Genomic DNA, 22,432 nt, shown 5'->3' with positions numbered 1-22,432 from the left:
TTGATGAGAAGATTAGTTGTTTTATTTTGTCTGTTCTTGTTGTGTATACAGGAAATATATGCACAACAGCAGGTGTCTGATGAGCTGCGTGCTTATAATGATTATCTATTGAGTTTATCCTGCTATAAAGCTTCGGGTGAGTTGAATATGGCTATCGGTGAGAAGTTTATGGAGGGAGATATTGCCGGAGTACGCCGGCTGTCGGCAGAGAGAGAAAAGTTATTGATGCAATCCATTGATAGTGTATTGGCTTTCCGTGCAGATGCCAAAAAAAGTGAAGCGGCGGCACAGTTGGTTACCCGGTTGGTATTTAATCTGGGATTTGAAAATACCGGAAAAGTATTGAATCGGTTTGAACCGGGATTCGATCCTTTGTGTTTACAGGAAGTGAGACAAAGTTTAGAGAAGGAGAGTAAAGTGCGTCCGGGAATGCCTGCTGCCGATTTTAAGGTGTTCGACCGGGAGGGAAAAGAGTATACCTTGGCTAGCTTTAAGGGAAAATATATTTTTCTGGAATTCAGTGCATCCTGGTGTAGTTGGTGTAAGAAGGAAATTCCTTCCATCCGGCAGGCTTATGAACGGTTTAAAGATAGTGTGGTGTTTATCACCATTCATTTAGATGATAACCGGGATAAATGGTTGAAGGACCTGGAAACTCATGCTGTGCCCTGGTATTGCCTGACAGATCTGAAAGCCTGGAAGAGTCCGGTGGCTAAGGCATATAATATTGCCGGAGTGCCTGATTGTTTTATCATTGGTAAAGACGGTTTGATCAAGGCGAAGGAGTTGCGCCGGGAAGAGATTACGCAACAGTTGGAAAAGTTATTGGCTGCCGGCAAAGGAATTCAATTCAGGACCGGTAGTTTTCAGGATGCTTTACAAGAGGCTGAAGCGACGGGTAAACTGATCTTTTTGGATGGTTATACTTCGTGGTGTGCTCCTTGTAAAATGATGAATACTACTGTCTTCACCGATCCGGAAGTGGGGCACTTCTTTAACGAGCATTTTATCAATGTTAAATTTGATATGGAAAAGGGCGAGGGACGGGAGTTATTGAAGCGTTATGGGATGCAGGTATTTCCAACTTATTTATTGCTGGATGCAGCAGGGAACGAGGTACACCGGGTCGTTGGCGGACATGATGCCGGTGAATTTATCCGGCTGATCCGGGAAGGAATGGATCCGGAAAATTCGATTGCAGGGATGCAGAAACGTTATGAAACAGGTGACCGGGAGGCTGATTTCCTTCGCCGGTATATTACGACTTTGGGGGGGATATCGGTTTGATAAAATTCCGGCCGTATTGGATGAGCTTTGCCGGAAAAATGGAGAGACGGTTAACGAAGAGGACTGGCAGCTGATTCGGCGTTACCTGTCGGATCCTTCGTCGTATACATTCCATTTTGTCGCAAAACACCGGGAATTATTTACTGCCTATATTGCTCCGGAGGAACTGGAAGCATGGATTCAGAAAGTACTTTACGTTCCGGTATTCAATACTGTCAATAGTCTTGTATTTGATGAGAAAGAATATGATGCCGGACGTTTTAAGACTCTGAGGAAGGATATCAAAATTGTTCGGCCGGAACGGAAAAGTTATTTGTTGTCCATATTGGATTATTACGATGCATTTCGGATGGATAAAATGGATAAAGTACTTTCTATTTTTAAAAAACAATTTATGTCCCTTCCTGCTTCGGACCGTTGGGGATTGACGATGCAATTAAATGCGATGTTGTGTGCAAAAGGAAATAAAGCTCAGTGTGAAGAAGGATTACATATATTCCGTCAGCTTTTTAATCCGGTTGATCCTATACTGAAAAATTTTGAAAATGCTTTGAATAAACGGATCGGTTCGTTATAGATCAAGGAAATGTGGCGATTGTGTGGAGCTCCCACACAATCGCTCCCGTTCCTGGAGCGCTGTATTATACTTTTGAATACAATCTTATCGGCTATTCGGGCTTCTTACCTTTGTATCCCGGCCGGGCACTGAGTTGAGTCCTGGTAAACTCAGAAAGAAAACTTATAGGTTAGCTGGAAACATTTTTTTGTTGAACCTTAGGACTGGTTTTGTGTTGTTGTTTTTATTTCTTTCATTTGTGATATAAAAGGCAGATGCATGATGGAAAACCAGTATTGTTATAAATATCCCCGTCCCGCGTTGACGACCGATCAGGTTATCTTTGGATTCGGCGAGGGGGAGTTGAGGGTATTATTGATCCGGAGAGGGAACGAACCGTTTAAAGGGAAATGGGCTTTGCCGGGAGGTTTTATGGATATGGATGAAGATGCAGAAACCTGTGCCCGCAGGGAGTTGGAAGAAGAAACCGGATTGAAAGTAGTGAATTTCGAACAATTATATGCTTTTTCGGATGTCGATCGTGATCCTCGTTATCGCGTTGTCAGTATCGCTTATTATGCTTTGGTCAGATGGGAGGATTGTAAAGTGAAGGCAGGGGACGATGCCGATAGGGCCCAATGGTTTCCTTTGTCCGGAATACCGCCCCTGGCATTCGATCATCGACGAATTCTGCAAATGGCTGCCGACCGATTAAAGTTAAAAGCCCGGTATCGGCCGATCGGGATCGATCTGTTGCCCCCTGAATTTAAGATGGCCGATCTTCGGCATTTATACGAATCGGTTTTACAGTGTACACTCGACCGGGATAATTTTCGTAGAAAGATGGTAGGGACCGGATTATTGGTCGATGCAGAACAGGAAAATCGGGCGAAGAACGGTAGGAAGGTCAGGTATTATCGCTTTGATCGGGTAAAATATCGGTATTTTACGGAAAAGGGTTTTTATTTAAAATGGGAATAATGAAGATTACCCGGATTCAGGCGGAAGCTGGGGGTATGGAAGCCTAAGGTCGACGGACAAGTGGTGCCGGACTATTTAAAGGCATTATGTACATACGATCTGGCCTGAGCCTTTAGGTGCCCGTTTTACAACGACAACGGCGCTGAGGTCGAATTTTTAATCGAAGGCATATGATAATCAAAGATTTTACAGATAACGATCTCTACAAATTTACAACGATGAATGCCATTCAGAAGAAATTTCCGGATGCCGAAGTCGTATATCGTTTTGTCAACCGGGGAGAAACCGATTTCCCGTCAGGATTTGCCGAAGCTTTACAGGCAGAAGTGGAAGAGATGCGCGGATTGACTTTGACCGACGAGGCCGAACGGTTTATGCGGCGAAAATGTTATTATTTCGATTCTGTATTTTTCGATCTCTTGAAAGGATATCGTTTCGATCCTTCAGAAGTAAGGATTCTGCAAAATGGGGGTAGCCTGGAACTCGAGATCCGTGGATTATGGTATCGTACGGTACTCTGGGAGGTCCCTTTAATGGCGATGATATCGGAACTTTATTTTCAGATGACCGGCCAGTTTGCCCGGCAGGTGGAAGAAAAAGCGATCCATAAAGCCCGTCGTTTTGCAGAGATCGGTGCAGAAATATCGGAATTCGGCACACGGCGCCGCTTTTCATTCGAGGTACAGGATCGGGTGATCGGAATATTGAAGGAGTATTCCGGCAAATACTTGAAAGGGTCCAGTAATGTATGCCTGGCGATGAAGTATAACCTTACTCCTATGGGAACTCATCCCCACGAATGGTTTATGTACCATGGGGCACATTATGGCTATCGGTCTGCCAATGCTCTGGCTTTGGCTAATTGGGTGGATGTGTATGACGGGCATTTGGGGATAGCCTTGACGGATACCTATACAACCGATAACTTTTTCAGCAGTTTCGATACGCAGTATGCTAAGCTATTCGACGGGTTGCGTTGGGATAGCGGTGATCCTTATGTATTTACCGAGAAAGCTTTGAAACATTACCGGGAGAAACGGATCGATCCGCGGACAAAGACCGTGGTCTATAGCGATGCTCTCGATCTGGAAGGGGTAGAAAATATTCGCTCCTTTGTGAACGGACGATTACATGATGTTTATGGGATCGGTACTTTCTTGTCTAATGATGTCGGAGTAAAACCGCTGAACATGGTAATCAAAATGTTCGAGTGTAAACCTCAGGGAGGAAAAGAATTTTGGCCTGTCGTAAAGCTTTCCGATGTGGAAGGTAAACATACGGGTGACCCGAAGGAAATAGCCCTTTGCCAGGGATTGTTAAGGATTTGAGCGGATAAAACGGTAATGACGGATAAACGGTCACTACACTGGAAATTGGAGGGGCGATAGATTACACTTATTCGATCGTAGCTTTTGCCGGCATCGTAAAATGCGGAATTTTAGTTTGCCGGACGATCCTGTTCGCTGGAGGTATCGCTATGCAGATGGGCCAGAAGAAGTTGGGAATGTTGTAATGAACGGATGAAATTGCAGCGTTCATATTCGTTTTCACAGAGTTCTTGTAATATTTCGATCGATTTGCGGTAACATTGCTCTGCTTTCGGATAGTTTTTTAAATGTACTTCATAAAGTTTTCCCAGGCTTCGCTGGCATTGTGCCGTTGCAGGACGATACCGGTATATATCTTCCCGGTCGAATTCGGATCGGGTATCCAGACTGGCCGAATACAGCCGTTCCGCCGAATTGAAGCGTCGCATGTCGACATATAGATTGCCTAACCGCCATTGGGTTATTGCTACATCTTCGAGGTAAATCCACCAATAGTTTTCTGCCAGTCTCTTTTGTATTTCCAACATTCGCAGTAGTATTTGTTCGGAAAGTTCCAAACGATTCGAACGGTTGTATAGGTTTACTAAAAAGTCCATAATCTTCAATTTATGACTCTGTATGATGATTCTGCGCCCTGAATATTTTTCGTAGTTCTCCAATGCCTGAAGAAATAACTTTTCAGCTGAATGGTAATCTTTATAATCATACCAGTAAATTTGAGCCAGATTAGCTTGTAATTCGGCTATTTTAGGGCGATAGACGTTGGGCCTTCGGGAGAGGTTGGATCGGTATTCGGCGATATGGTTATGGATTGTTGTGATCATTTGTTGTATTGAGTCGATTTCGGTATTTTCTTGAAATAATATTTCGGATGTCATAATTTTAAGATTTTTTAATCGATGGTTTTTACTTTTTGTCGATAAATCTATTTACGGGCTGATAGATGAGGATATGTCAAAGAACGATATAAACCGGACCCATTACGGATCTTGGTTTCACTTCAAACAGTGATAAATAAATTTAACGGTAACTGGCAGTCCGGATATCCGGCGGTATCCGGACAAACAATTTGACTGCGGTGGTATTTTCGTGGCAAAGATAGTGATTATTTTTTATACAAAGAAAGTTTTTTCAATGACATTAGGCGTTAACTTGATTAGCGGGAGATTCGTATATGCTTTGTTAATCCTGTCGGAGAGATATTAAAAGTGTATATTTACAAAACATTTTCCTTTGAAGAAATACCGGAGGCACAAAAGTTGATGGAAGTTGGAAAAGTGGTGGTGAGAGTAGGAAAGAAGACTTCTGAGGAGTGAAGATTGAATTTTTAGAATAGGAGAAAATGAATATCGATTTAAGTCCGATCGACCGCCGGAAAGTAAAAAATCTGGGTGAGGTTTTGGAGATGAATAATGAGGTGCTGGGATTAATGAGCAGATATCTTACGGTATGTCCTGATTTTATCACGAAAGAACTGATAGAGGGGATCACCGGTGAGTGTGAAATTACGTTAGCAGAAGCCTATACCAGCTTGTTGGTCGCTGCTTGTGGACTGGATGTGGAAAATAATCCCCGGGATCGTTATCTGTCGACAGCTTATCTGAGGTCCGGTATCCGCCGGCTCGATCCGCAGGAATATCGGATGAATCCTTATTACCGGCAAATTCGGATTCCTGAAGCTCATTTTGGAAATTGGAAGCTGACCATTGAAAAATATAAACCCTATGAAGCGTTTGTTTGTGATGATATCCGGACCGATGAAGAGTTGAAAGAAATTCCACAGATCGGATTTTTCGATACGGAATTTTCATTCCCGGCAGTCATGGAGGACGGGCAGGAGTGGATGGCTATTAAACCGAATGAAATAGAAACCATGCGGCAACCCATAGCCAGGGCAGCGGGGCAGGTTGTTGCTTTCGGACTCGGAATGGGGTATTATGCTTTTATGGTTTCTGAAAAACCGGAAGTGAAAACGCTGACTATTGTCGAAAGGGACGAAAATGTCATCGCTCTGTTCCGGGAGCATATCCTTCCTCAATTTCCTAAAAAGGAGAAGATCGATATCGTTCGGCAAGATGCTTTTGAGTTTGCGACGAATTGCATGTCCGACGGCTATTACGACCATGCTTTTGTGGATTTATGGCACGATGTATCCGACGGATATCCTCTTTACAAGCAAATGAAAGCTTTGGAAAAAAATAGTCCGAATACCCTTTTTTCTTATTGGATCGAGGATTCTTTGCTTTCTCATCTGCGTTGGGAATTATTTCACCGGATGTCGGATCTGCTTTCAGCGACTGCACCTGCCGGAGAGCCAGTCATCCTCCGGCCGGTATATACTTACGAGCAGTTTGTCGCTTGTCTTCGCAATCCGTTTTTACGGAAGCTGGCAGGGACCGGGCTTTTATAATTGATATAGAGTGAGAAAATAAAAAGGATAGTTATATGAAAAGACGTTTGTGTCCGCAATGTAAAATACCGAATTTCTATGTGTTGAACGAGAAAAAAGAACGGCGTTTGGTGTTTGTGACAGTTGAGTTTGAGGTTATTGCCGCCAAGGAGGGGGAGAGTCTCGAAGGGTTCGACCTGACTGTGATTTATTGTTTGGGATGTTCCTGGAGCGGTTCACCTCGTCGTACGGTACGTTATTGAATATAAGATGGTTTAATAATTTGAAATCGGAATACGATGAAAAAAGTAAAGATAACGGTGTTGAAAACCACTTTGGACGAAGAGTTGGTAAAAGAGTACGGAGCAGAAGGTTTGAAGGCTTGTCCGATGTTAAAAGCCGGGCAGGTATTTTATGCCGACTATGCTAAACCCGAGGGCTTTTGCGATGAGGCCTGGAAAGCGATCTACCAATATGTTTTTGCGCTTTCGCATGGAGCGGGTGAAACATTGTTTTATTATGGCGACTGGATCAGAAAACCCGGGGTAGCTATATGTAGTTGTAATGACGGTTTGCGTCCTGTCATATTTAAACTGGAAGCGACCGAAGAGGAATCGGTTATCGACTATACGCCGGTGAGGTAAGAAGTGAGTTTACCCCTAAAGGATCGATAAGCGGTTGTGTCAACCTGGGTGGTTGGGTTTACAGATCGCTGACCGGTCGGGCCCTGCGAGGGACACTGATCCCCACAAGCCTAAAGGCATGGCTTGTGGGGGGGGGAGGGAGCTATTCCAGGTATCTCTTGAGCATAGCAGCTGAAAAAAGGATCAGGGAACGGGTAGGAGGTAAAGTGGCGAATCCGTTGAGCATCCCCCAATCGTGGATCACGCCGTTGAAACGGATGGTGGTGACATCAACACCTGCTTCGTCGAGACGACGGCCCAGGGCTTCTCCCTGGTCTCGAAGGATATCGTTTTCTGCAACTTCGATCAAGGTGGGAGGAAGACCTTGTAACTCTTCGGTAGAGGCTTGTACAGGAGAAAGATGAGGATTCAGGCGGTCGTCTTGCTCGGTAAGATATTGGTCGAACATCCATTGCATCAAGGGAATGGTTAGGAAACGTTGCTCTCCGTAGAGATCATAGGATTCCCAGTCGAAATTCGCGTCCGTTACCGGCCACATCAGGATTTGTACCTTGATTTCAGGCCCTTTTTGCTCTTTGGCCAGCATACTGGTGACGATAGTCATATTGCCCCCGACGCTGTTGCCGACGATACCGAGGCGGTGACCGTCTACATGAATTTCATCCCCATGCTCGGCCACCCAACAGGTCGCTGCATATATTTCATCGATCGCTTGTGGAAATTTGGCTTCGGGCGAAGGCGTGTAATTGACGAACACACAGGCGTAACCGGACTCGACTACCAGATCACGGGCCAGACGTTTGTGGGTGGGGTAATCTCCTAATACCCAGCCTCCACCGTGGATGAAGATGAATACCGGTAACTTTTCCTTAGAACCTTGAGGACGGAGGATATTCAGACGGAGCATGTGATCGTCCACTGTGATTGTTTTTTCCGATTCTTCAATGCCGGAAAGGTCTGTTTTTACGCTGGCTTGTGCTGTTACCAACACCTTTCTGGCTTCCGGAACAGAGAGCGATTCCACCGGCTTGTCACCTGAATTCAATACTTTGAGATATTCTTTTGTACCGACACTAAGATGATCGTCTTTCAGATATTCGGGTGCTTTTTTTCGATTTGCTGTCATGATATAAATTTTTATTTTCCGGTTGTACGCAGAAAAGAAAACCGGAGTTTCTCCGTGACAGCCTTTTGTATTAGATGATGACAGTAACAGCGGATAAAGCGATCTGAATTTGATTTTTATCGCTTTGTCCGCTGTTACTCTTTCATTTTCCGGCGCTTTAAATTTTGCCGCTCAAACCGAATTTTTCCGTAAGGACTTTGGCGACATTCGGTGAAAGGAAAGCGGGCATGGTCGGTCCCAGATGGATATTTTTGATACCTAATGACAGTAAAGCCAGTAGTACGATAACGGCTTTTTGTTCATACCAGGCGATATTGTAAACAATAGGGAGTTCATTGATATCTTTCAGTCCGAATACTTCTTGCAGTTTCAGGGCTATGCGTACCAGTGAATAACTATCGTTACATTGTCCGGCATCCAGGACACGGGGAATGTTTCCGATGTTTCCCAAACCCAGTTTGTTGTAACGGTATTTGGCACAGCCAGCTGTGAGTATCACTGTATCGGAGGGGAGAGATTTGGCAAATTCGGTATAATATTCCCGTATTTTCATGCGTCCGTCACATCCGGCCATGACTACAAACTGACGGATAGCTCCGCTTTTTACAGCTTCGACCACCTTGTCTGCCAGTTGAATGACCTGGTGATGGGCAAAGCCACCGACAATGGTTCCTTTTTCAATTTCTACCGGAGGTTTACAGGTTTTTGCTTTTTCGATGATTTCCGAAAAATCCTTTTTTCCGTCCGCATCTGTTACGATGTGTTTACATCCGGGATATCCGGCTGAATTGGTCGTGTACATCCGGGCTGTGTAGGTGGCTGCCGGTAATGGGGGTACGATACAATTGGTCGTGAAAAGGATCGGTCCGTTAAAAGTTTCGAATTCCTCCCGTTGTTTCCACCAGGCATTTCCATAATTACCGGCGAAATGTTTGTATTTTTTGAATGCCGGATAGTAGTGGGCAGGTAACATTTCACTGTGGGTATACACGTCGATTCCGGTTCCCTCGGTTTGCCGTAACAACTCTTCCATATCTTTCAAATCGTGTCCGCTGATCAGGATTCCGGGATTAGAACGGACGCCCAGATTGACTTCGGTGATTTCAGGATTACCGTAACTTCCGGTATTGGCCTGGTCGAGTAGGGCCATGGCCTGTACGCCGAATGTCCCGGTTTGCAGGACACGGGCGGTGAGTTCTCCGACCGACAGGTTACCGATAGCGATATCGGACAAGGTACGTTGTATAAATTCGTGAAGAGCCGGATTATCGTATCCCAGGCGCATAGCATGCCCGGTATAAGCCGCCATTCCTTTGAGTCCATATACAATTAATTCTTTCAGTGAACGCAGATCTTCGTTCGGTTCGCGTAATACCCCCACTTCAGCCGCTTTATCATCATAAGCTTCCGGGGCTCCGTTCCAGGTCAATTCGTCGGCCGAAGGAAAGGTGATGCCGGCTGACGATGCCTGAGCAACCAGACGGTTGCGAAGATTGAACCCCCGATTGATCCGTTCGGTGATGCTTTTTTCGTCGAAATTAGCATTGGTAATAGTCGAAAAGAGGGCGTCGATGACAAAAGCATTGACTTGTGGATCGGGTAATATCCGGTGCGTACGTAAGGTGTGGGCTGCAATAGAAATTCCTCTGATTACAAAGAGCAGCAAATCCATGCGAGCCGAAGTTGTACTGTTTTTACCGCATACTCCGCGGACTGTACAGCCTGTCCCTTTGGCTGTCTCCTGACATTGAAAACAAAACATCGATTCTTTCATAACATTTTATTGATTTGTATACCTTTTACTTTATACGTAAAAAGTAATCTTATAGCCATATTTCTTCTAAAATTTCGCCCTGTAGGCTGATTTTGACCATCTTTAAAGGAATGTTGCGTTTTGCTTTTTGACGGGCTTTCTGGCAAAGGTGCAATAACCCACTGCAACAAGGCACTTCCATGATCATAACGGTCAGGGTGTCTATTCCTCCTTCATCGATCATCGTAATCAATTTTTCGAGATATATTTCTTGTCCATGATCCAGTTTCGGACACGCGATAGCCAGGCGTTTCCCACGAAGCCAGTTGGTATGAAAATCCCCGGCAGAATAGGCTGTACAATCCGCAGCAACCAATAGATTCGCCTTCTTCAGCCAGGGAGCGGTCGGAGACAGTAAATGTAACTGAACGGGCCACTGTTGTAATTCGCTGGGCATCGATACCGGTGAGGTGAAGGTATCCGTTTGGCTTTGCGCCGATGCCGGGATACCGATGGCTTGTTTTTGTGATTGTGGAGTGAAGGTTATATTCCGGCTTCCGGGACAACCTCCGGTGGCTGAAGTCGGCGTTGCGTGAAACAGAAAGGAATTTTGGGATGTTGACTTGTTTGCCGGAACAGGTATAGGAAGATGATTTTCCTCCAATACGTCGATGGCTTGTTGGAGATAATCCTGCTGTCCCTGAGTTGCCAGATGACGGAGATGAGCGGAGATCACTTTTTCTCCTTTGGGGAGCAGGCGTTGCATCACTTTACGTTCGTCATAAGCTTCGGCTTCTCTCTCTTCCAGTTCTATCGCTTGCTGCGGGCATTCTCCTAAACAGGCCCCCAAACCGTCGCAATAGAGTTCGCTCACTAGAACGGCTTTGCCCTCGATCAGTTGCAGAGCCCCTTCGTGACAACCTTTTACACAAAGACCGCAACCATTACACCGGGAGTCGTCGATTTTAATTATCGTGCGTTTCATATTTGTCTGTTTTAATGTAATGACAAAAATCGGAATCTTATTACAGAAGAATTGTCACAAATGTTACAATGGAAAAAAATATGGAGGGGAATTGTGCTATATTTGGGGAGGAGAGTTGTTGAGTTGTAGAGTTGCTGAGTTGTTGAGTTACTGAGTTATAGAGTTACTGAGTTGTTGAGTTACTGAGTTATAGAGTTATGAAGTTGTTGGGTTATTGGGGGAAAAGGTGTTTGCAGGGAGAAGGATAATAAATAATAAACAAGACGGATGATGGATTATAAGAAATTGGCAGAGGCTCCGGTTTTCAGAGGGCTTTCAGAAAGGTTCCTGGAAAATTTTATCGGTCGTACTCCGAATGCTTTGCGTGAGTTTGGTATCGGTGATTTTATTGCTTTACAGGGGACGGTTTGTCAGTCGTTGTATTTGTTGTATAGTGGCCGGGTACGGACTAATATGGTGAATGAAGAGGGGAAACAGGTGACGATAGAAGAGATCGAAGCTCCCCGTTTGTTGGCTCCGGCTTTTATTTTTGCTACAGACAACCGTTTCCCGGTAAATATTACCACTTTAACAAATTGTGAAGTGCTGGTTTTGAACCGGACTGATTTTGTAGACCTGATGCATCGGGAAAAGATAGTGATGCAAAATTTTCTGCGGATCATTTCCGACCGGAGTATTTTTTTGAGCCGTAAGTTGAATGCTTTTGCCTTACAGGATTTGAAAACCCGCTTGCTGGCTTATCTTCGCGAACATGAAAATCCGCGTAGTCGACAAGAGATCGCCGATATCCTGGGAGTGGCACGTCCCTCCTTAGCCCGGGTATTGTCGGAATTGGCCGATGAAGGATATCTCCGGATCGAAAAGCGGAAAATCACTGTCGTACGGCATAAGATCGATTGACGGGGATAAGTGAGGTGAGCAGTTTGGGAAGTCTCAACAAACTAAAAGTTTCTAAACACGAAATTCCTGCTCTATAGCTTTATTTTTGCCCGAATCCGGCTCAGTGACTGCGGGGTGATCCACAGATAAGAAGCGATGTGTTTTTGCGGGACATGTTGCAATAATTCCGGGGTTTCCCGGATTAAAGTCAGGTAGCGTTCTTTAGCACGCGGACTGTCATTACTGAGTAACCAGTTTTCAGTGGTAAGCAATTGTTGCTCCATCAGACGGCGCCCGAGGTTGGCTAATCCAAGGGATGAATCGAATAACTTGGTTAAAAGATGGCGCGGAATACTGTATGCGATACTGTCATTACAGGCTTCTATAGAGATTTGGGAGATCGAATTGTCGGCATATCCCCGGATCGAAAAGGCTATTTCACCGACAGAAGCAAACCAGATAGTCGTATCGGTTCCGTCTTTCAGATAATGTCCTCTCCAGATTCCTTCTTTGATCAGGTATAAATTGCTATTGCGTTCTCCTTCAATGACAATAGCTTCTTTTTTTCTAAAACGTACTTCCTGCATTTGTTCTGTCAATGCTTTTACATCCGTTTCTGAAAGGTTATACCTTCGGCAGAATTTCTCGATAAAGACTTCCATAGTTGATCTGTTCTTTTTGCCCTGCAAAGATAGTGCTTAATTTTAGATTAAGGTAGTCGTAAGGGCGGCGGACAAGACCGAAAGTTCTCCACAGGAGTAAAGCCGATTTCGGTAAATTTAAGACTTCTGTTTCTGCTTTTCGTGCAGATAAAGGCTGCCGATCAGGAGAAGGGTGAGTACTTCTGCCAGAGGGACGGCCAGCCATATTCCTTTTACATCGAGTAATATAGGAAGCACCAGGAAGCCCACCAGTATAAATAGTATCCCGCGTAGCAGGGTGATGACGGTAGCCCGATGTGCCCGTTCGATACTTTGATAATAACCGATTCCAATCATATTGACGGCGAAAAATATAAAGCCGAAGGCAAAGTAAGGCAAACCTTTCACTGCAATCTGATAAGCTGCATATTCCGGTCCGATAAACAGAGCGACAATCTGGTGGCGGAAAAGGGCGGTGAGGGTGAAAAAACTTATTCCGCAGAGGAGTGCTGTTCTGTACATCAAACGGAGGGTTTGTTTGATCCGTGATGTATCCCGGAGACCGAAATTATAACTGAGGATCGGCTGACCCGATAACACGATTGCGTCGTATATCATAAAAATAATCGGGAAAAAATAACAAGCGATACTGAATGCTGCTACTCCGTCTTCTCCTAAATGACTGATGAATACGTAATTTCCCAGAAACATCATAAAGGCGATGGATAGTTCGGTGACAAAGGCCGATGAACCGAGCTTAACCATATAACCGATATTCCGGGCGGTAAGTTGCATACTTTTCCGGCTTAATTTGATTCGTTGCAGATGTAAAGTATGTGACCGGCGCAGCAGATAACCAACTGTCATCAGTCCCCCGATCGTTGTCCCGAGACTGGTTGCAAAGGCTGCCCCCATCAGTCCCCAGCCGAAACGGAAGATGAAAATATAATCGAGGAGGATGTTGGTTACTGCTGCTATAGCATTACACATCATGGCATAATTGGGGGAACCGTCTAAACGGATGAAGAACATCCCTGCATTCAGGATTAGATAGAATACCAGAAAAGGAATATACCAGATCATATATTCCATAACGCCGGGCAATAGGCGTTCCGAACTTCCCAGCAAGTGGGCCAAAGGTTCTAAAAACAGACAACACAGGGCGGACAGAATCAGAATGAGTAAAGAAGCGAATCCGATTGCCTGGGTGATATTGATATTCGCTACTTTTACTTTCCCCTGGGATAAGTGAATAGAAGCGACTACAGATGCGCCCATACCGAACATCAGGCCGATACCCGTCGTGATCATAAACAAAGGGGCAGTGATGTTAACGGCTGCTAAAGCATCACTACCGATTCCTTTCCCGACAAAGATACCGTCGGTGATTACAAATACTGCTGAAAATATCATTCCTAAAACTGTCGGAATCAATAATTTTCTGAACAAGGTCGAAATGTTCATGCTTCCGAAATCAATACTGTCTCTCATATTCCTCTTTTTTTGAATTTCGTCGCAAAGGTAAGGCAAACTATAGGGTAAAAAATTACCAAATGATAACTTCTCGGTTATTTTTTATGTAGAATTATTCCGGTCCTTGTTCGTCTTCGGTATTCGTGTTGGGGGACGCGGTCGCTTCTGTCGGTCGTCTGGCTTTTTCTTTCACTGACCGGAGGAACTCCTCACTCCGCAAAAAACTTTACGTTACGTTTCCGTCAGACACCACCGGTCGGGCGTTCAGAAAAAGCAAGACGACACTCGCCGGAGCTCCAATGGTCCCCGAACACGAACACCTCCGACTTACGTTATCACTGCCTGGCAAGCTAAACCGGACCTGAAAACCATAAATTTCAGCGAAAAAAGATTTTCCGGTAAAGTAACCCAACTATCCATAATCCGATAGAGGTGAGCCGGTGTTTTATTCTATAAAATTTTTCTAATTTTTCCTTTGCCAGGTCGTGTTAACGTGAGATGCAGGGTTTATGCCGGAAGACCATTGGAGCAGGACCGTTCCAGGCGAACCGGTCTGACGGCACAAAACCCGGAACCGGAATAGAAAGAAAAAATAAACCTACGAATATGTCATCGGTCCACAGCGTAGCATGATCGGCCTGGCATTTTTACGAAAATCTTTTGTTTTAAAAATAGTGATTTCAGTGATGACTTCGGTAAATTTGCCGGAAAATTATGATTTGAATATGCATTATTCTCAGACAATTTTGCCAACTTGCGGCGGTAAAGATCGGATAAAATGGGTACATTGACAGATATTCGGATGGCATGCCATCAGTTGGCAGAACCTGAATTCGGGCATCCTGCCGATTTGGTCGGTTGGATGGGAGCCATGCAGGCACAAGATTATACCATGTCGAAATGGGCTGTCGGGCTGCGTTTGAAGTCGGCTACGATTGCGCAAGTAAATGAGGCCCTGGCGAAAGGGGAAATTGTGCGGACTCACATTATGCGTCCTACCTGGCATTATGTTGCCGGAAAAGATTTACGCTGGATGTTGCAACTCACTTCTTCCCGGCTCAAAAAGGTGATCGATTCCTGGGTGAAAGCCAGTGGACTGGACATTTCAGAAAATCAATATACTCAGTGTAATGATTTGATCGGTAAGATGCTGTCCGGAGGAAACTGCCTCACGCGTGAAGAGATAGAAATGGAGTTGGGGCATGCCGGTGTCCCTGTTACCGGCGATCGGGTAAGACGTTATGTGCTCCGGGCCGAAATGGAAGGGATTGTATGTAGCGGTGCGGATAAGAATGGAAAGCCCGGTTATGCTTTGCTGGATGAACAGGTGGCCCCTGCCTCCTCCTTGCCCAGGGAAGAAGCTTTGGCGCGTCTGGCTGTCAATTATTTTCGTAGTCATTCTCCTGCTACTCTAAAAGATTTCGTCTGGTGGTCGGGACTGACGGTGACAGAAGCCCAACAGGCGATCGGTTCGATTAAAGAACTTCTAGTTGAAGAACATTTTGAAGGACAGGCGTTTTGGGTGTTTGCAGCTTGTCGGAAAACGGAAAATAGAGATCTGATCCAATTGCTTCCTCCTTTCGATGAGTATTTGGTGAGCTATAAAGACCGGACTCCCGTTATTCCGGAAAAGCACCATTCGAAAGCTTTTAACAGGTGGGGGACGTTTTATCCGGTGATTTTATATGGCGGACAGATTATAGGTAATTGGAGCAAGGTGAAAAAAAAGGAAGGGTTGACGGTAACGGTTTCGTTTTTTGATAAACGATCGAAATGTCCTTTAAAGCTCTTGCAGGAAGTTGAAAAACAATATCGGAAATTTGTAGATGGATATGTCCCGGATTGAAAGAGAAAAAAGAGTGGTCGGGATGATGGTCCGTTTGTATTGCCGGAAGCAGGAAGGGAACGATTGTTTGTGCGAGGAGTGCCGGGCTTTGTTGGAGTATGCGCATGCCCGTTTGGAGCATTGTCCGTTTGGAGAACGTAAAACTTCGTGTAAACATTGTAAAATACATTGCTATAAACCCGGTATGCGGCAGAAAATGCGGCAGGTGATGCGCTATGCCGGTCCGAGAATGTTATTTTATCACCCGCTGATAGCTTTGAGACATTTGTTCGGTGATTTTAAATGATCGGGAAAGAACGCCGGTCGATGCATTTTATGAACTTTATAGACTTTATAGGCCGATTTGATTCTAGGTTTATTTTTTCTTTCTATTCCGCTTCCGTTTTTTATATCGTCAGACCGGTTCGCCTGGACCGGTCCGTTAAGGCTTTCCTTCACTGACCGGTGGAAGTGACCGGGTCGACAATTCCGGTCACCGGAGACGAATAAGTAACGAAATAAACTTACTTTTGCAGTTGTATATTTAAGGAAAACGCATGGAACAAGGACTGGAATATTTCGGTGTATTGACGGGTTTGCTTTATCTCGGTTTGGAGATCGTTCAGCATCGGGCAATGTGGATTGTCGGGTTTGTTACTTCGTTTGTCTATATCTTTGTTTTTTTCTTCTCTAAATTCTATGCCGACATGAGCCTGAATATTTATTATGTCTGCATCAGTATATACGGTTTCTGGCAATGGCATAAGGGAAAGGCTGTACAGGAAGGCACTGAAGTGCTGATATTGTACCGTCGTTTGAATATCAGGCTGATATGGGGCATTACTGTCGTAACTGTTTTTTTGTACGGTACGTTGTATTTCATTTTGTCGGATTATACCGATTCGCCCGTATCGGCCGGAGATGCTTTTACCACAGCTTTGAGTATTACGGCAACGTGGATGCTGGCCCGGAGAATATTGGAACACTGGTGGTTTTGGGTGGTGATCGACGGGGTGTCGGCATTGTTGTATTATCAGCGGGCTTTGTATCCGACCTGCTTTTTATTTGTATGTTATAGCGTATTAGCGATTGTAGGATGGATCAATTGGAAAAAGAAAGGAAAGTGGTATGATCAAAAGATATAAATGTGTGGTTGTTGCAAACGGTTTATTTCCGACAGGGCAACAGGCATTGGAACTATTGAGGCAGGCTGAATTTGTTGTTGCCTGTGATGGGGCTGTGATCGGATTGGAGAATGGCCGGCTACCGGATGCGGTTGTCGGTGATTTGGATAGTTTGCCGGAACCGGTTCGAAACCGTTATTCCGATCGGATTTACCGGGTGAAAGATCAGGAGACGAACGACTTGACCAAGGCTGTGAATTATGTCAAAACTTTAGGCTTCCGGGAAGTATTGATTCTGGGGGCTACCGGTAGGCGTGAAGATCATACCTTGGGTAATATTTCTTTGCTGGCCCAGTATGTGACTGAATTCGAACGGGTAGAAATGGTTTCCGATTTCGGATGGTTTACACCCTTATACCGGACGACTACTTTGGATAGTGAACCGGGACAACAGGTTTCCTTGTTTTCATTGTATCCTAATGGTAGGATTTCTGTATCCGGACTTCGTTATCCGATAGAAAAAAGGCGTCTCCTGTATTGGTGGGAAGCGACATTGAACGAAGCTACCGGCAAGGAGTTTACCGTTATCCTGGAAGAAGATGCCAGGGTGTTGGTATACCGTACTTTCTCTAGTTTATAAAGTTTATAAAGTTCTTTACGAACTTTATAAACTAATTCCCTTCCGGCAATGGCAGAGGAATGCTAAACGATAAAAACGTCTGCCGGAAGCCTGTTATGCTAATGCTTCTACCAAGCGGGGCATTAATACCGGGAGGGTATGCTCGCATTGAGCCGTGTAGAAATTATCGTCGATCACAGCAGGTTCGTCGGTTGCGATGCCTTTTTGAATAGCGGCTTTGGCCAGAGGATGAATGGCCAGGCGTTTCCCTTCTGTGATACCTGCAATTTCAAAAATTAAACCTGCAGCACAATGTCCGGCCATTATTTTCTTTTTAGTGGCGAATTCCTGAATGACTTTTAATAGATCGACATTGTAAGGTTGGGTCGCATTGTTCTGGAATACAGGTACTGCATCACCACATGAAAATACCAAAGCATCGAATTCGTCGGAATGACCGGACAGATGGGCTATGATATCGTCTGCTTCCAGGGGGATACCTGAATTGGTCCTGATGGTTTTCGTATCGGAAACTGCAAATACTTTGTAAGAGATTCCTTTTTCAAAGAAGGTTTCGAGGTATTGGAATAATCCTGATCCGTTAACCGGATTTACTGCTAATACTGCTACTTTTTTTGACATAGTCGTATAATTTATAAATGAGACAATAGTTATTTTTAGTAAGTTTATTACTTTTGTGATGTAAAGGTAAGCGGTGTTTTTTGAACATGCAAGAACGCACTTGAAGATTAGTAAATTACCTCGATGTAACTAATATTGAAAAACAGCTGATTGTAAAAAGTTAAAAAAATGAAAAATTTTCATCATGCCGAGAATTGTCCGATCCGTGATATACTGAGCCGGTTGAGTAGTAAATGGGCGATGTTAATATTGATTACGCTGGATGCAAATGAAGTAATGCGCTTCAATGATTTACAGAAAAGTATCGGCGATATATCCCAACGTATGCTCTCGGTGACTTTACGTACTTTGGAGGCCGACGGTTTAATCGGGCGTAAAGCCTATCCTGAAATTCCTCCCCGGGTGGAGTATAGCCTGACTCCCCGGGGGCTTAGTTTGATTCCTTATCTGGAAGGCCTGGTCGGTTGGGCGTTGGCTAATATGCCGCAGATTATGAATGAACGTGAGGAAAAAGTTGTATAACCGATTGTCTGGAGAAGATTGGCTTTTTAAATAGGGTGTCTTTTCCGGTAATCGACAGGGGATTGTCCGTATCGTTTTTTGAAAAACTTACCGAAAGCGGATTGATCGGAAAAGTGTAATAGTTCGGCTATTTCTTTGATCGATAAATCGGGATGATCGAGTAGAGCCCGGGCTTCACAATAAAGTCTTTCAAAAATAAACTGACTAGGCGTACGCCCGGTCAGGCTTTTAATGACCGAAGAAAGATATTGTGTGGTGATATTCAGTTGATCGGCATAGAACGGTACTAAATGTTCCCGGCGATAATTTTGCATCAGAGAGTCGAAAAAACGTTTCAGGATATATTCGTATCTGATTTGATAGGGTTCATCGAGCAAGTTCCAATGATTTTCGATCCAAATGTTGCTGAGTTCCAGAAGAAAGGTTACCAGGGCATTTTGTATGATTTCGTGTTTTAGGTGGTGATGGGTCAGTTTTAATTTTTCCTGAATGGTATGTATACTTTCGGATACAACCCGATGTTGTTGCTGATTCAAAAGATTGACCTGCCGTTGTTGTAGCATGACTTTCGTGATGTGCCGGTACATTTTGTCGGAGGCGGGTAAAGTGTCTAAATAAGATTTATCGACTAACAATAAACTGCCTTGAAAATCAGAACCGATCTCTGTAAATTGACAATAGTATTCCGGGGCAAGAACCACCAGGCAGGAAGGTTTTAAAAAGTATTCCAAACCGGTAATCGTGATTTGTGCCGTCCCTTTTTGAATTAAAAGATAACGGAATATTCCGTCGAATAAGGGAGTATTTTCGAACGTATTTTTTTCAGTCAAAAAAAAAGAAGCTATTCCTCTCTCCTGAAGAAACGATTTGTCCCAAAGAGAGGAAAGACAGTCCTGGGGTGAATGAATCCTGTTTAGCATGTTGTAAAGATAAAGTTATTTTCAAATAAAACCAATTGCATAGGAAATGAAACTTTTGGGAATGAGGAAATCGATAGAACTTTGTAGCGTGATTTTAAATAGGAAGATATGCAAAATTCAAAGACATTTTTACTGGTTTTATTAGGTATTCTGGCTGCTTTCGGCCCTTTTGTGACAGATATGTATTTACCTGGCTTACCTTCTATGACCGTTTATTTCGATACAACGGCTTCTATGGTGCAATTGGGGATTACGACAGCTATGCTGGGATTGGGATTCGGACAGATAATCGTCGGCCCTTTGAGCGATAAATACGGACGAAAATTGCCACTTCTGCTTTCCTTATGGCTTTTTATTTTTTCGACCATCGCTTGTATTTGCTCTTGGAGTATCGGAGCTTTTATCTTTTTTCGTTTTCTCCAGGGAATTGCAGGGGCCGGTGGTATTGTGATTTCCCGTTCGGTGGCTACCGATTGTTATGGTGGTAAAGAATTGGCGAAGGCTTTTGCTATGATTTCGGCGGTAAACGGATTGGCGCCTATATTGGCTCCGGTGGGGGGAGGAGTTATGTTGAAATTTACCAACTGGTTGGGTATTTTTGTTTTTCTACTGTTTTTAGGAGTTCTGTTGCTTTTACTTTGCTTGCGCCTGAAAGAGCCTTTACCTCCTGAACGTCGGATCGATGTACCGGCTTTTTCTTCTTTCCGGACTTTTCTGCCTCTTTTCAAAAAACGTCGGTTTATGGACTATGTGTTCATACAAGCTTTCGTTTTTGGAATGATTTTCGCTTACATTTCTTCTTCTCCCTTTGTTTTACAGGAACATTATCGGTTATCCCCTCTGTTATATAGCTTGTGTTTTGCTGTAAATGCAATTGCACTGATTATCGGAACAACGCTTGCCGGCCGTTTTCGGCATATTAGGCAGGGGATGGTTACCGGGGTGATCGGTTCGTTTGTGTTGGCTGTATTTACCGGACTGACTTTGTGGTATGAAATGCCGATCGCTTACTTTGAAACGGCTCTTTTTTTGAATCTGATTTTCGGGGGCCTTGTTTTGCCGACTTCTACAGCTTTGGCGTTGGACTCCGAACGGCAGAACGCCGGGGCTGCATCGGCGGTATTCGGGGCCGTCAGCTTCCTGGCGGGAGGAATCGTTTCGCCTTTAGTCGGAATAGGAAATATCCTGCACACTACGGCAATTATTATGGTTGTCAGCTCTGCGATCGCCGTCTTGATGATCGGAGGAAAGAAAAATGCTGCTTCGACCACCTGATTTTTCGGTCGAAAGGCAGAAAAAGGAATAAAATGATGTATTTTTATCCCTGATTTTAATCTGATCGGTATGGAATTAATTATGTTAGGTACAGGCAATGCCATGGTGACCCGTTGTTATAATACCTGTTTTGTACTCTCTTCAGGAGAAGAATATTTTTTAGTGGATGCAGGAGGCGGAAACGGCATTTTCAAGCAGCTGGAGCAAGCCGGAGTTCCTTTTACAGGTATTCGTGAGATGTTTGTAACACATGCCCATACCGACCATATCTTAGGAGCGATCTGGGTTATCCGGAAAATAGCTACTTTGATGTCGAATGATAAATATAGAAGGAATTTTATCGTTTACGGGCATAATGAAGTGATCGATGCACTGAGAACCTTTTGCCGTTTGACACTCCCCGGGAAAATTTTGAAATATATAGATGAACGTATCTTTTGGGGTGAGGTAAAGGACGGTACCCGGAAAGAAATCCTGGGACTGCCAATCTGTTTTTTCGATATTCTTTCTACCAAGATGAAGCAGTTCGGATTCCGGGTTTTGTTACCCGATGGACAGGTGCTGGTTTGTCTGGGAGACGAACCTTATAATGAGGCCTGTAAGAAATATGTCGAACAGGCCGACTGGTTACTGGCCGAAGCTTTTTGTTTGTATCGCGACCGGGAAATTTTTTCACCTTATGAAAAACATCACAGTACTGCTTTGGATGCCGGTCGTTTGGCCGAAGCTTTGGGGGTAAAACATTTAGTCCTGTATCATACGGAAGATAAGACTCTGGCTGAACGTAAGGAAGCATATACCCGTGAAGCCTCTTCGGTGTTTACCGGCAGGGTTTATGTGCCGGATGATTTAGAGCGGATTTCACTGGAATAACTTGAGAAATTTTATCGATTCGAATGTAAACCTATAATACATGATTTATTTAGAAACAGAGCGATTGGTTTTACGGGATTGGAGAGAAGAGGATTCGGTTGTTTTTTCTCGAATGAATCGGGATCCCAAGGTGATGGAATATTTTCTGAAACCACTGACCGACACAGAAAGCCGGGATTTTTATGAACGCATCCGACGGGAAATCGACACATTCGGTTGGGGATTATTTGCTGCAGAAGTAAAAATATCCGGGAAATTTATCGGTTATATCGGCTTACATCATACGAATTTTGAAACAGATTTTTGTCCCTGTATCGAGATCGGTTGGCGCTTATGCGAAAACTCCTGGGGACGGGGATATGCTACCGAAGGTGCCCGGGCTTGTCTGGATTATGCTTTCAGGCAATTACAACTACCGGAGATTTATTCCTTTACTTCTTTACCCAACAGACGCTCCGAAAGGGTAATGCAAAAGATCGGATTGCAAAAAATCGGGGAGTTCGATCATCCGTTGGTCCCTGCCGGACATCCGTTGCTCAGGCATGTACTTTATCGGGCTGAAAAAGGGTAAAACAGCTTCCTCGATAATG

Annotated in this window: 24 protein-coding genes; 16 read left to right on the top strand and 8 right to left on the bottom strand. The window is 44.3% G+C overall.

The window, feature by feature from the left end; genetic code table 11:
* The first annotated feature begins 3 nt into the window (after positions 1-3).
* The 4 genes from ODOSP_RS18685 to pncB all read left to right on the top strand — a co-directional run bounded on the left by ODOSP_RS18685 (position 4) and on the right by pncB (position 4,152).
* Positions 4-1,287, top strand: a complete 1,284-nt coding sequence (locus ODOSP_RS18685; protein ID WP_013611387.1) for a thioredoxin fold domain-containing protein — start codon at positions 4-6, stop codon at positions 1,285-1,287.
* Positions 1,217-1,864 (top strand): hypothetical protein, encoded by a 648-nt coding sequence (locus ODOSP_RS18680; RefSeq protein ID WP_049782822.1) that lies wholly within the window; start codon positions 1,217-1,219, stop codon positions 1,862-1,864. Before ODOSP_RS18685 ends, ODOSP_RS18680 begins: the two co-directional genes overlap by 71 nt.
* Before the next feature lie 258 nt (positions 1,865-2,122).
* A complete protein-coding gene (locus tag ODOSP_RS05460) occupies positions 2,123-2,824 on the top strand; it encodes an NUDIX hydrolase (protein ID WP_013611385.1) in 702 nt (233 codons plus the stop codon).
* A 170-nt stretch (positions 2,825-2,994) separates the two neighbouring features.
* Positions 2,995-4,152: a nicotinate phosphoribosyltransferase gene (gene pncB, locus ODOSP_RS05455; RefSeq protein WP_013611384.1), complete on the top strand. Its 1,158-nt coding sequence runs from the start codon at positions 2,995-2,997 to the stop codon at positions 4,150-4,152.
* A 110-nt stretch (positions 4,153-4,262) separates the two neighbouring features.
* Here pncB and ODOSP_RS05450 read toward each other — a convergent pair whose 3' ends face one another.
* Entirely contained in the window at positions 4,263-5,030 is a 768-nt protein-coding gene (locus tag ODOSP_RS05450) for a tetratricopeptide repeat protein (RefSeq protein WP_013611383.1), read from the bottom strand.
* A gap of 464 nt (positions 5,031-5,494) precedes the next feature.
* Between ODOSP_RS05450 and ODOSP_RS05445 the strand changes: the two genes are divergently transcribed.
* Genes ODOSP_RS05445 through ODOSP_RS05435 form a run of 3 tightly spaced genes read left to right on the top strand, consistent with a single transcriptional unit; the run spans position 5,495 to position 7,185 of the window.
* Positions 5,495-6,562 carry a spermine/spermidine synthase domain-containing protein gene (locus ODOSP_RS05445; protein ID WP_013611382.1) on the top strand — a complete coding sequence of 356 codons (1,068 nt, stop codon included), beginning with the start codon at positions 5,495-5,497 and terminating at the stop codon, positions 6,560-6,562.
* A 35-nt stretch (positions 6,563-6,597) separates the two neighbouring features.
* Positions 6,598-6,804: a hypothetical protein gene (locus ODOSP_RS05440; protein ID WP_013611381.1), complete on the top strand. Its 207-nt coding sequence runs from the start codon at positions 6,598-6,600 to the stop codon at positions 6,802-6,804.
* Between the two features lie 36 nt (positions 6,805-6,840).
* Positions 6,841-7,185, top strand: coding sequence for a TIGR04076 family protein (locus ODOSP_RS05435; RefSeq protein WP_013611380.1), 345 nt, complete (start codon positions 6,841-6,843; stop codon positions 7,183-7,185).
* 142 nt (positions 7,186-7,327) lie between these two features.
* Here ODOSP_RS05435 and ODOSP_RS05430 read toward each other — a convergent pair whose 3' ends face one another.
* The 3 genes from ODOSP_RS05430 to ODOSP_RS05420 all read right to left on the bottom strand — a co-directional run bounded on the left by ODOSP_RS05430 (position 7,328) and on the right by ODOSP_RS05420 (position 11,049).
* Complete coding sequence (locus ODOSP_RS05430; RefSeq protein ID WP_013611379.1) at positions 7,328-8,311, bottom strand: alpha/beta hydrolase; 984 nt, start codon at positions 8,309-8,311, stop codon at positions 7,328-7,330.
* Between the two features lie 157 nt (positions 8,312-8,468).
* On the bottom strand, positions 8,469-10,085 hold the full coding sequence (hcp, locus tag ODOSP_RS05425; protein WP_013611378.1) for a hydroxylamine reductase: 1,617 nt from the start codon (positions 10,083-10,085) through the stop codon (positions 8,469-8,471).
* 49 nt (positions 10,086-10,134) lie between these two features.
* Positions 10,135-11,049, bottom strand: coding sequence for an ATP-binding protein (locus ODOSP_RS05420; RefSeq protein WP_013611377.1), 915 nt, complete (start codon positions 11,047-11,049; stop codon positions 10,135-10,137).
* A gap of 270 nt (positions 11,050-11,319) precedes the next feature.
* Between ODOSP_RS05420 and ODOSP_RS05415 the strand changes: the two genes are divergently transcribed.
* Positions 11,320-11,949 (top strand): Crp/Fnr family transcriptional regulator, encoded by a 630-nt coding sequence (locus tag ODOSP_RS05415; RefSeq protein WP_013611375.1) that lies wholly within the window; start codon positions 11,320-11,322, stop codon positions 11,947-11,949.
* A 71-nt stretch (positions 11,950-12,020) separates the two neighbouring features.
* Here the strand turns inward: ODOSP_RS05415 and ODOSP_RS05410 are convergent, their stop codons facing one another.
* Both ODOSP_RS05410 and ODOSP_RS05405 read right to left on the bottom strand, forming a co-directional pair.
* Entirely contained in the window at positions 12,021-12,590 is a 570-nt protein-coding gene (locus ODOSP_RS05410) for a Crp/Fnr family transcriptional regulator (protein ID WP_013611374.1), read from the bottom strand.
* Between the two features lie 117 nt (positions 12,591-12,707).
* Positions 12,708-14,060: an MATE family efflux transporter gene (locus ODOSP_RS05405; RefSeq protein WP_013611373.1), complete on the bottom strand. Its 1,353-nt coding sequence runs from the start codon at positions 14,058-14,060 to the stop codon at positions 12,708-12,710.
* Between the two features lie 760 nt (positions 14,061-14,820).
* Here ODOSP_RS05405 and ODOSP_RS05400 point away from each other — a divergent pair.
* The 4 genes from ODOSP_RS05400 to ODOSP_RS05385 all read left to right on the top strand — a co-directional run bounded on the left by ODOSP_RS05400 (position 14,821) and on the right by ODOSP_RS05385 (position 17,631).
* Positions 14,821-15,888: a winged helix DNA-binding domain-containing protein gene (locus tag ODOSP_RS05400; RefSeq protein WP_013611371.1), complete on the top strand. Its 1,068-nt coding sequence runs from the start codon at positions 14,821-14,823 to the stop codon at positions 15,886-15,888.
* Complete coding sequence (locus tag ODOSP_RS05395) at positions 15,869-16,174, top strand: nitrous oxide-stimulated promoter family protein (RefSeq protein WP_013611370.1); 306 nt, start codon at positions 15,869-15,871, stop codon at positions 16,172-16,174. Before ODOSP_RS05400 ends, ODOSP_RS05395 begins: the two co-directional genes overlap by 20 nt.
* Positions 16,175-16,424: 250 nt before the next feature.
* Positions 16,425-17,012 carry a nicotinamide riboside transporter PnuC gene (gene pnuC, locus ODOSP_RS05390; protein WP_013611369.1) on the top strand — a complete coding sequence of 196 codons (588 nt, stop codon included), beginning with the start codon at positions 16,425-16,427 and terminating at the stop codon, positions 17,010-17,012.
* Complete coding sequence (locus ODOSP_RS05385) at positions 16,996-17,631, top strand: thiamine diphosphokinase (protein ID WP_013611368.1); 636 nt, start codon at positions 16,996-16,998, stop codon at positions 17,629-17,631. The genes pnuC and ODOSP_RS05385 overlap by 17 nt, the downstream gene beginning before the upstream one ends.
* A gap of 93 nt (positions 17,632-17,724) precedes the next feature.
* On the opposite strand, the gene ODOSP_RS05380 is transcribed toward ODOSP_RS05385, so the two are convergent.
* Positions 17,725-18,252: a DJ-1/PfpI family protein gene (locus ODOSP_RS05380; RefSeq protein WP_013611367.1), complete on the bottom strand. Its 528-nt coding sequence runs from the start codon at positions 18,250-18,252 to the stop codon at positions 17,725-17,727.
* Between the two features lie 168 nt (positions 18,253-18,420).
* Between ODOSP_RS05380 and ODOSP_RS05375 the strand changes: the two genes are divergently transcribed.
* Positions 18,421-18,774 carry a winged helix-turn-helix transcriptional regulator gene (locus ODOSP_RS05375; protein WP_013611366.1) on the top strand — a complete coding sequence of 118 codons (354 nt, stop codon included), beginning with the start codon at positions 18,421-18,423 and terminating at the stop codon, positions 18,772-18,774.
* Between the two features lie 26 nt (positions 18,775-18,800).
* Here ODOSP_RS05375 and ODOSP_RS05370 read toward each other — a convergent pair whose 3' ends face one another.
* Entirely contained in the window at positions 18,801-19,694 is an 894-nt protein-coding gene (locus ODOSP_RS05370; RefSeq protein ID WP_013611365.1) for an AraC family transcriptional regulator, read from the bottom strand.
* Between the two features lie 108 nt (positions 19,695-19,802).
* Here ODOSP_RS05370 and ODOSP_RS05365 point away from each other — a divergent pair, with 108 nt between their 5' ends.
* From ODOSP_RS05365 to ODOSP_RS19160, 3 genes are all read left to right on the top strand, one after another.
* On the top strand, positions 19,803-20,969 hold the full coding sequence (locus ODOSP_RS05365; RefSeq protein WP_013611364.1) for a multidrug effflux MFS transporter: 1,167 nt from the start codon (positions 19,803-19,805) through the stop codon (positions 20,967-20,969).
* 69 nt (positions 20,970-21,038) lie between these two features.
* The gene (locus tag ODOSP_RS05360; protein WP_013611363.1) at positions 21,039-21,842 is read left to right on the top strand and encodes an MBL fold metallo-hydrolase; all 804 of its coding nucleotides are present in this window, start codon (positions 21,039-21,041) and stop codon (positions 21,840-21,842) included.
* 40 nt (positions 21,843-21,882) lie between these two features.
* Complete coding sequence (locus ODOSP_RS19160; RefSeq protein ID WP_013611362.1) at positions 21,883-22,413, top strand: GNAT family N-acetyltransferase; 531 nt, start codon at positions 21,883-21,885, stop codon at positions 22,411-22,413.
* Positions 22,414-22,432 lie beyond the last annotated feature (19 nt).

Source organism: Odoribacter splanchnicus DSM 20712 (assembly GCF_000190535.1).
Lineage (GTDB): Bacteria > Bacteroidota > Bacteroidia > Bacteroidales > Marinifilaceae > Odoribacter > Odoribacter splanchnicus.
The sequence above is the reverse complement of the archived record's forward strand: the minus strand, read 5'-3'. Positions and strand labels throughout refer to the sequence as shown.

Excerpts from the sequence above, each read along its gene's own strand:
- ODOSP_RS05415 (WP_013611375.1), top strand. The coding sequence starts at position 11,320 with ATGGATTATAAGAAATTGGCAGAGGCTCCGGTTTTCAGAGGGCTTTCA.
- ODOSP_RS05360 (WP_013611363.1), top strand. The coding sequence starts at position 21,039 with ATGGAATTAATTATGTTAGGTACAGGCAATGCCATGGTGACCCGTTGT.
- ODOSP_RS18685 (WP_013611387.1), top strand. The coding sequence starts at position 4 with ATGAGAAGATTAGTTGTTTTATTTTGTCTGTTCTTGTTGTGTATACAG.
- ODOSP_RS05460 (WP_013611385.1), top strand. The coding sequence starts at position 2,123 with ATGATGGAAAACCAGTATTGTTATAAATATCCCCGTCCCGCGTTGACG.
- ODOSP_RS18680 (WP_049782822.1), top strand. The coding sequence starts at position 1,217 with ATGAAACAGGTGACCGGGAGGCTGATTTCCTTCGCCGGTATATTACGA.
- pncB (WP_013611384.1), top strand. The coding sequence starts at position 2,995 with ATGATAATCAAAGATTTTACAGATAACGATCTCTACAAATTTACAACG.
- ODOSP_RS05365 (WP_013611364.1), top strand. The coding sequence starts at position 19,803 with ATGCAAAATTCAAAGACATTTTTACTGGTTTTATTAGGTATTCTGGCT.
- ODOSP_RS05410 (WP_013611374.1), bottom strand. The coding sequence starts at position 12,590 with ATGGAAGTCTTTATCGAGAAATTCTGCCGAAGGTATAACCTTTCAGAA.
- ODOSP_RS05450 (WP_013611383.1), bottom strand. The coding sequence starts at position 5,030 with ATGACATCCGAAATATTATTTCAAGAAAATACCGAAATCGACTCAATA.
- ODOSP_RS05385 (WP_013611368.1), top strand. The coding sequence starts at position 16,996 with ATGATCAAAAGATATAAATGTGTGGTTGTTGCAAACGGTTTATTTCCG.
- ODOSP_RS05440 (WP_013611381.1), top strand. The coding sequence starts at position 6,598 with ATGAAAAGACGTTTGTGTCCGCAATGTAAAATACCGAATTTCTATGTG.
- ODOSP_RS05445 (WP_013611382.1), top strand. The coding sequence starts at position 5,495 with ATGAATATCGATTTAAGTCCGATCGACCGCCGGAAAGTAAAAAATCTG.
- ODOSP_RS05430 (WP_013611379.1), bottom strand. The coding sequence starts at position 8,311 with ATGACAGCAAATCGAAAAAAAGCACCCGAATATCTGAAAGACGATCAT.
- ODOSP_RS05370 (WP_013611365.1), bottom strand. The coding sequence starts at position 19,694 with ATGCTAAACAGGATTCATTCACCCCAGGACTGTCTTTCCTCTCTTTGG.
- ODOSP_RS05395 (WP_013611370.1), top strand. The coding sequence starts at position 15,869 with ATGGATATGTCCCGGATTGAAAGAGAAAAAAGAGTGGTCGGGATGATG.
- ODOSP_RS19160 (WP_013611362.1), top strand. The coding sequence starts at position 21,883 with ATGATTTATTTAGAAACAGAGCGATTGGTTTTACGGGATTGGAGAGAA.
- ODOSP_RS05380 (WP_013611367.1), bottom strand. The coding sequence starts at position 18,252 with ATGTCAAAAAAAGTAGCAGTATTAGCAGTAAATCCGGTTAACGGATCA.
- ODOSP_RS05405 (WP_013611373.1), bottom strand. The coding sequence starts at position 14,060 with ATGAGAGACAGTATTGATTTCGGAAGCATGAACATTTCGACCTTGTTC.
- ODOSP_RS05375 (WP_013611366.1), top strand. The coding sequence starts at position 18,421 with ATGAAAAATTTTCATCATGCCGAGAATTGTCCGATCCGTGATATACTG.
- hcp (WP_013611378.1), bottom strand. The coding sequence starts at position 10,085 with ATGAAAGAATCGATGTTTTGTTTTCAATGTCAGGAGACAGCCAAAGGG.
- ODOSP_RS05400 (WP_013611371.1), top strand. The coding sequence starts at position 14,821 with ATGGGTACATTGACAGATATTCGGATGGCATGCCATCAGTTGGCAGAA.
- ODOSP_RS05420 (WP_013611377.1), bottom strand. The coding sequence starts at position 11,049 with ATGAAACGCACGATAATTAAAATCGACGACTCCCGGTGTAATGGTTGC.
- pnuC (WP_013611369.1), top strand. The coding sequence starts at position 16,425 with ATGGAACAAGGACTGGAATATTTCGGTGTATTGACGGGTTTGCTTTAT.
- ODOSP_RS05435 (WP_013611380.1), top strand. The coding sequence starts at position 6,841 with ATGAAAAAAGTAAAGATAACGGTGTTGAAAACCACTTTGGACGAAGAG.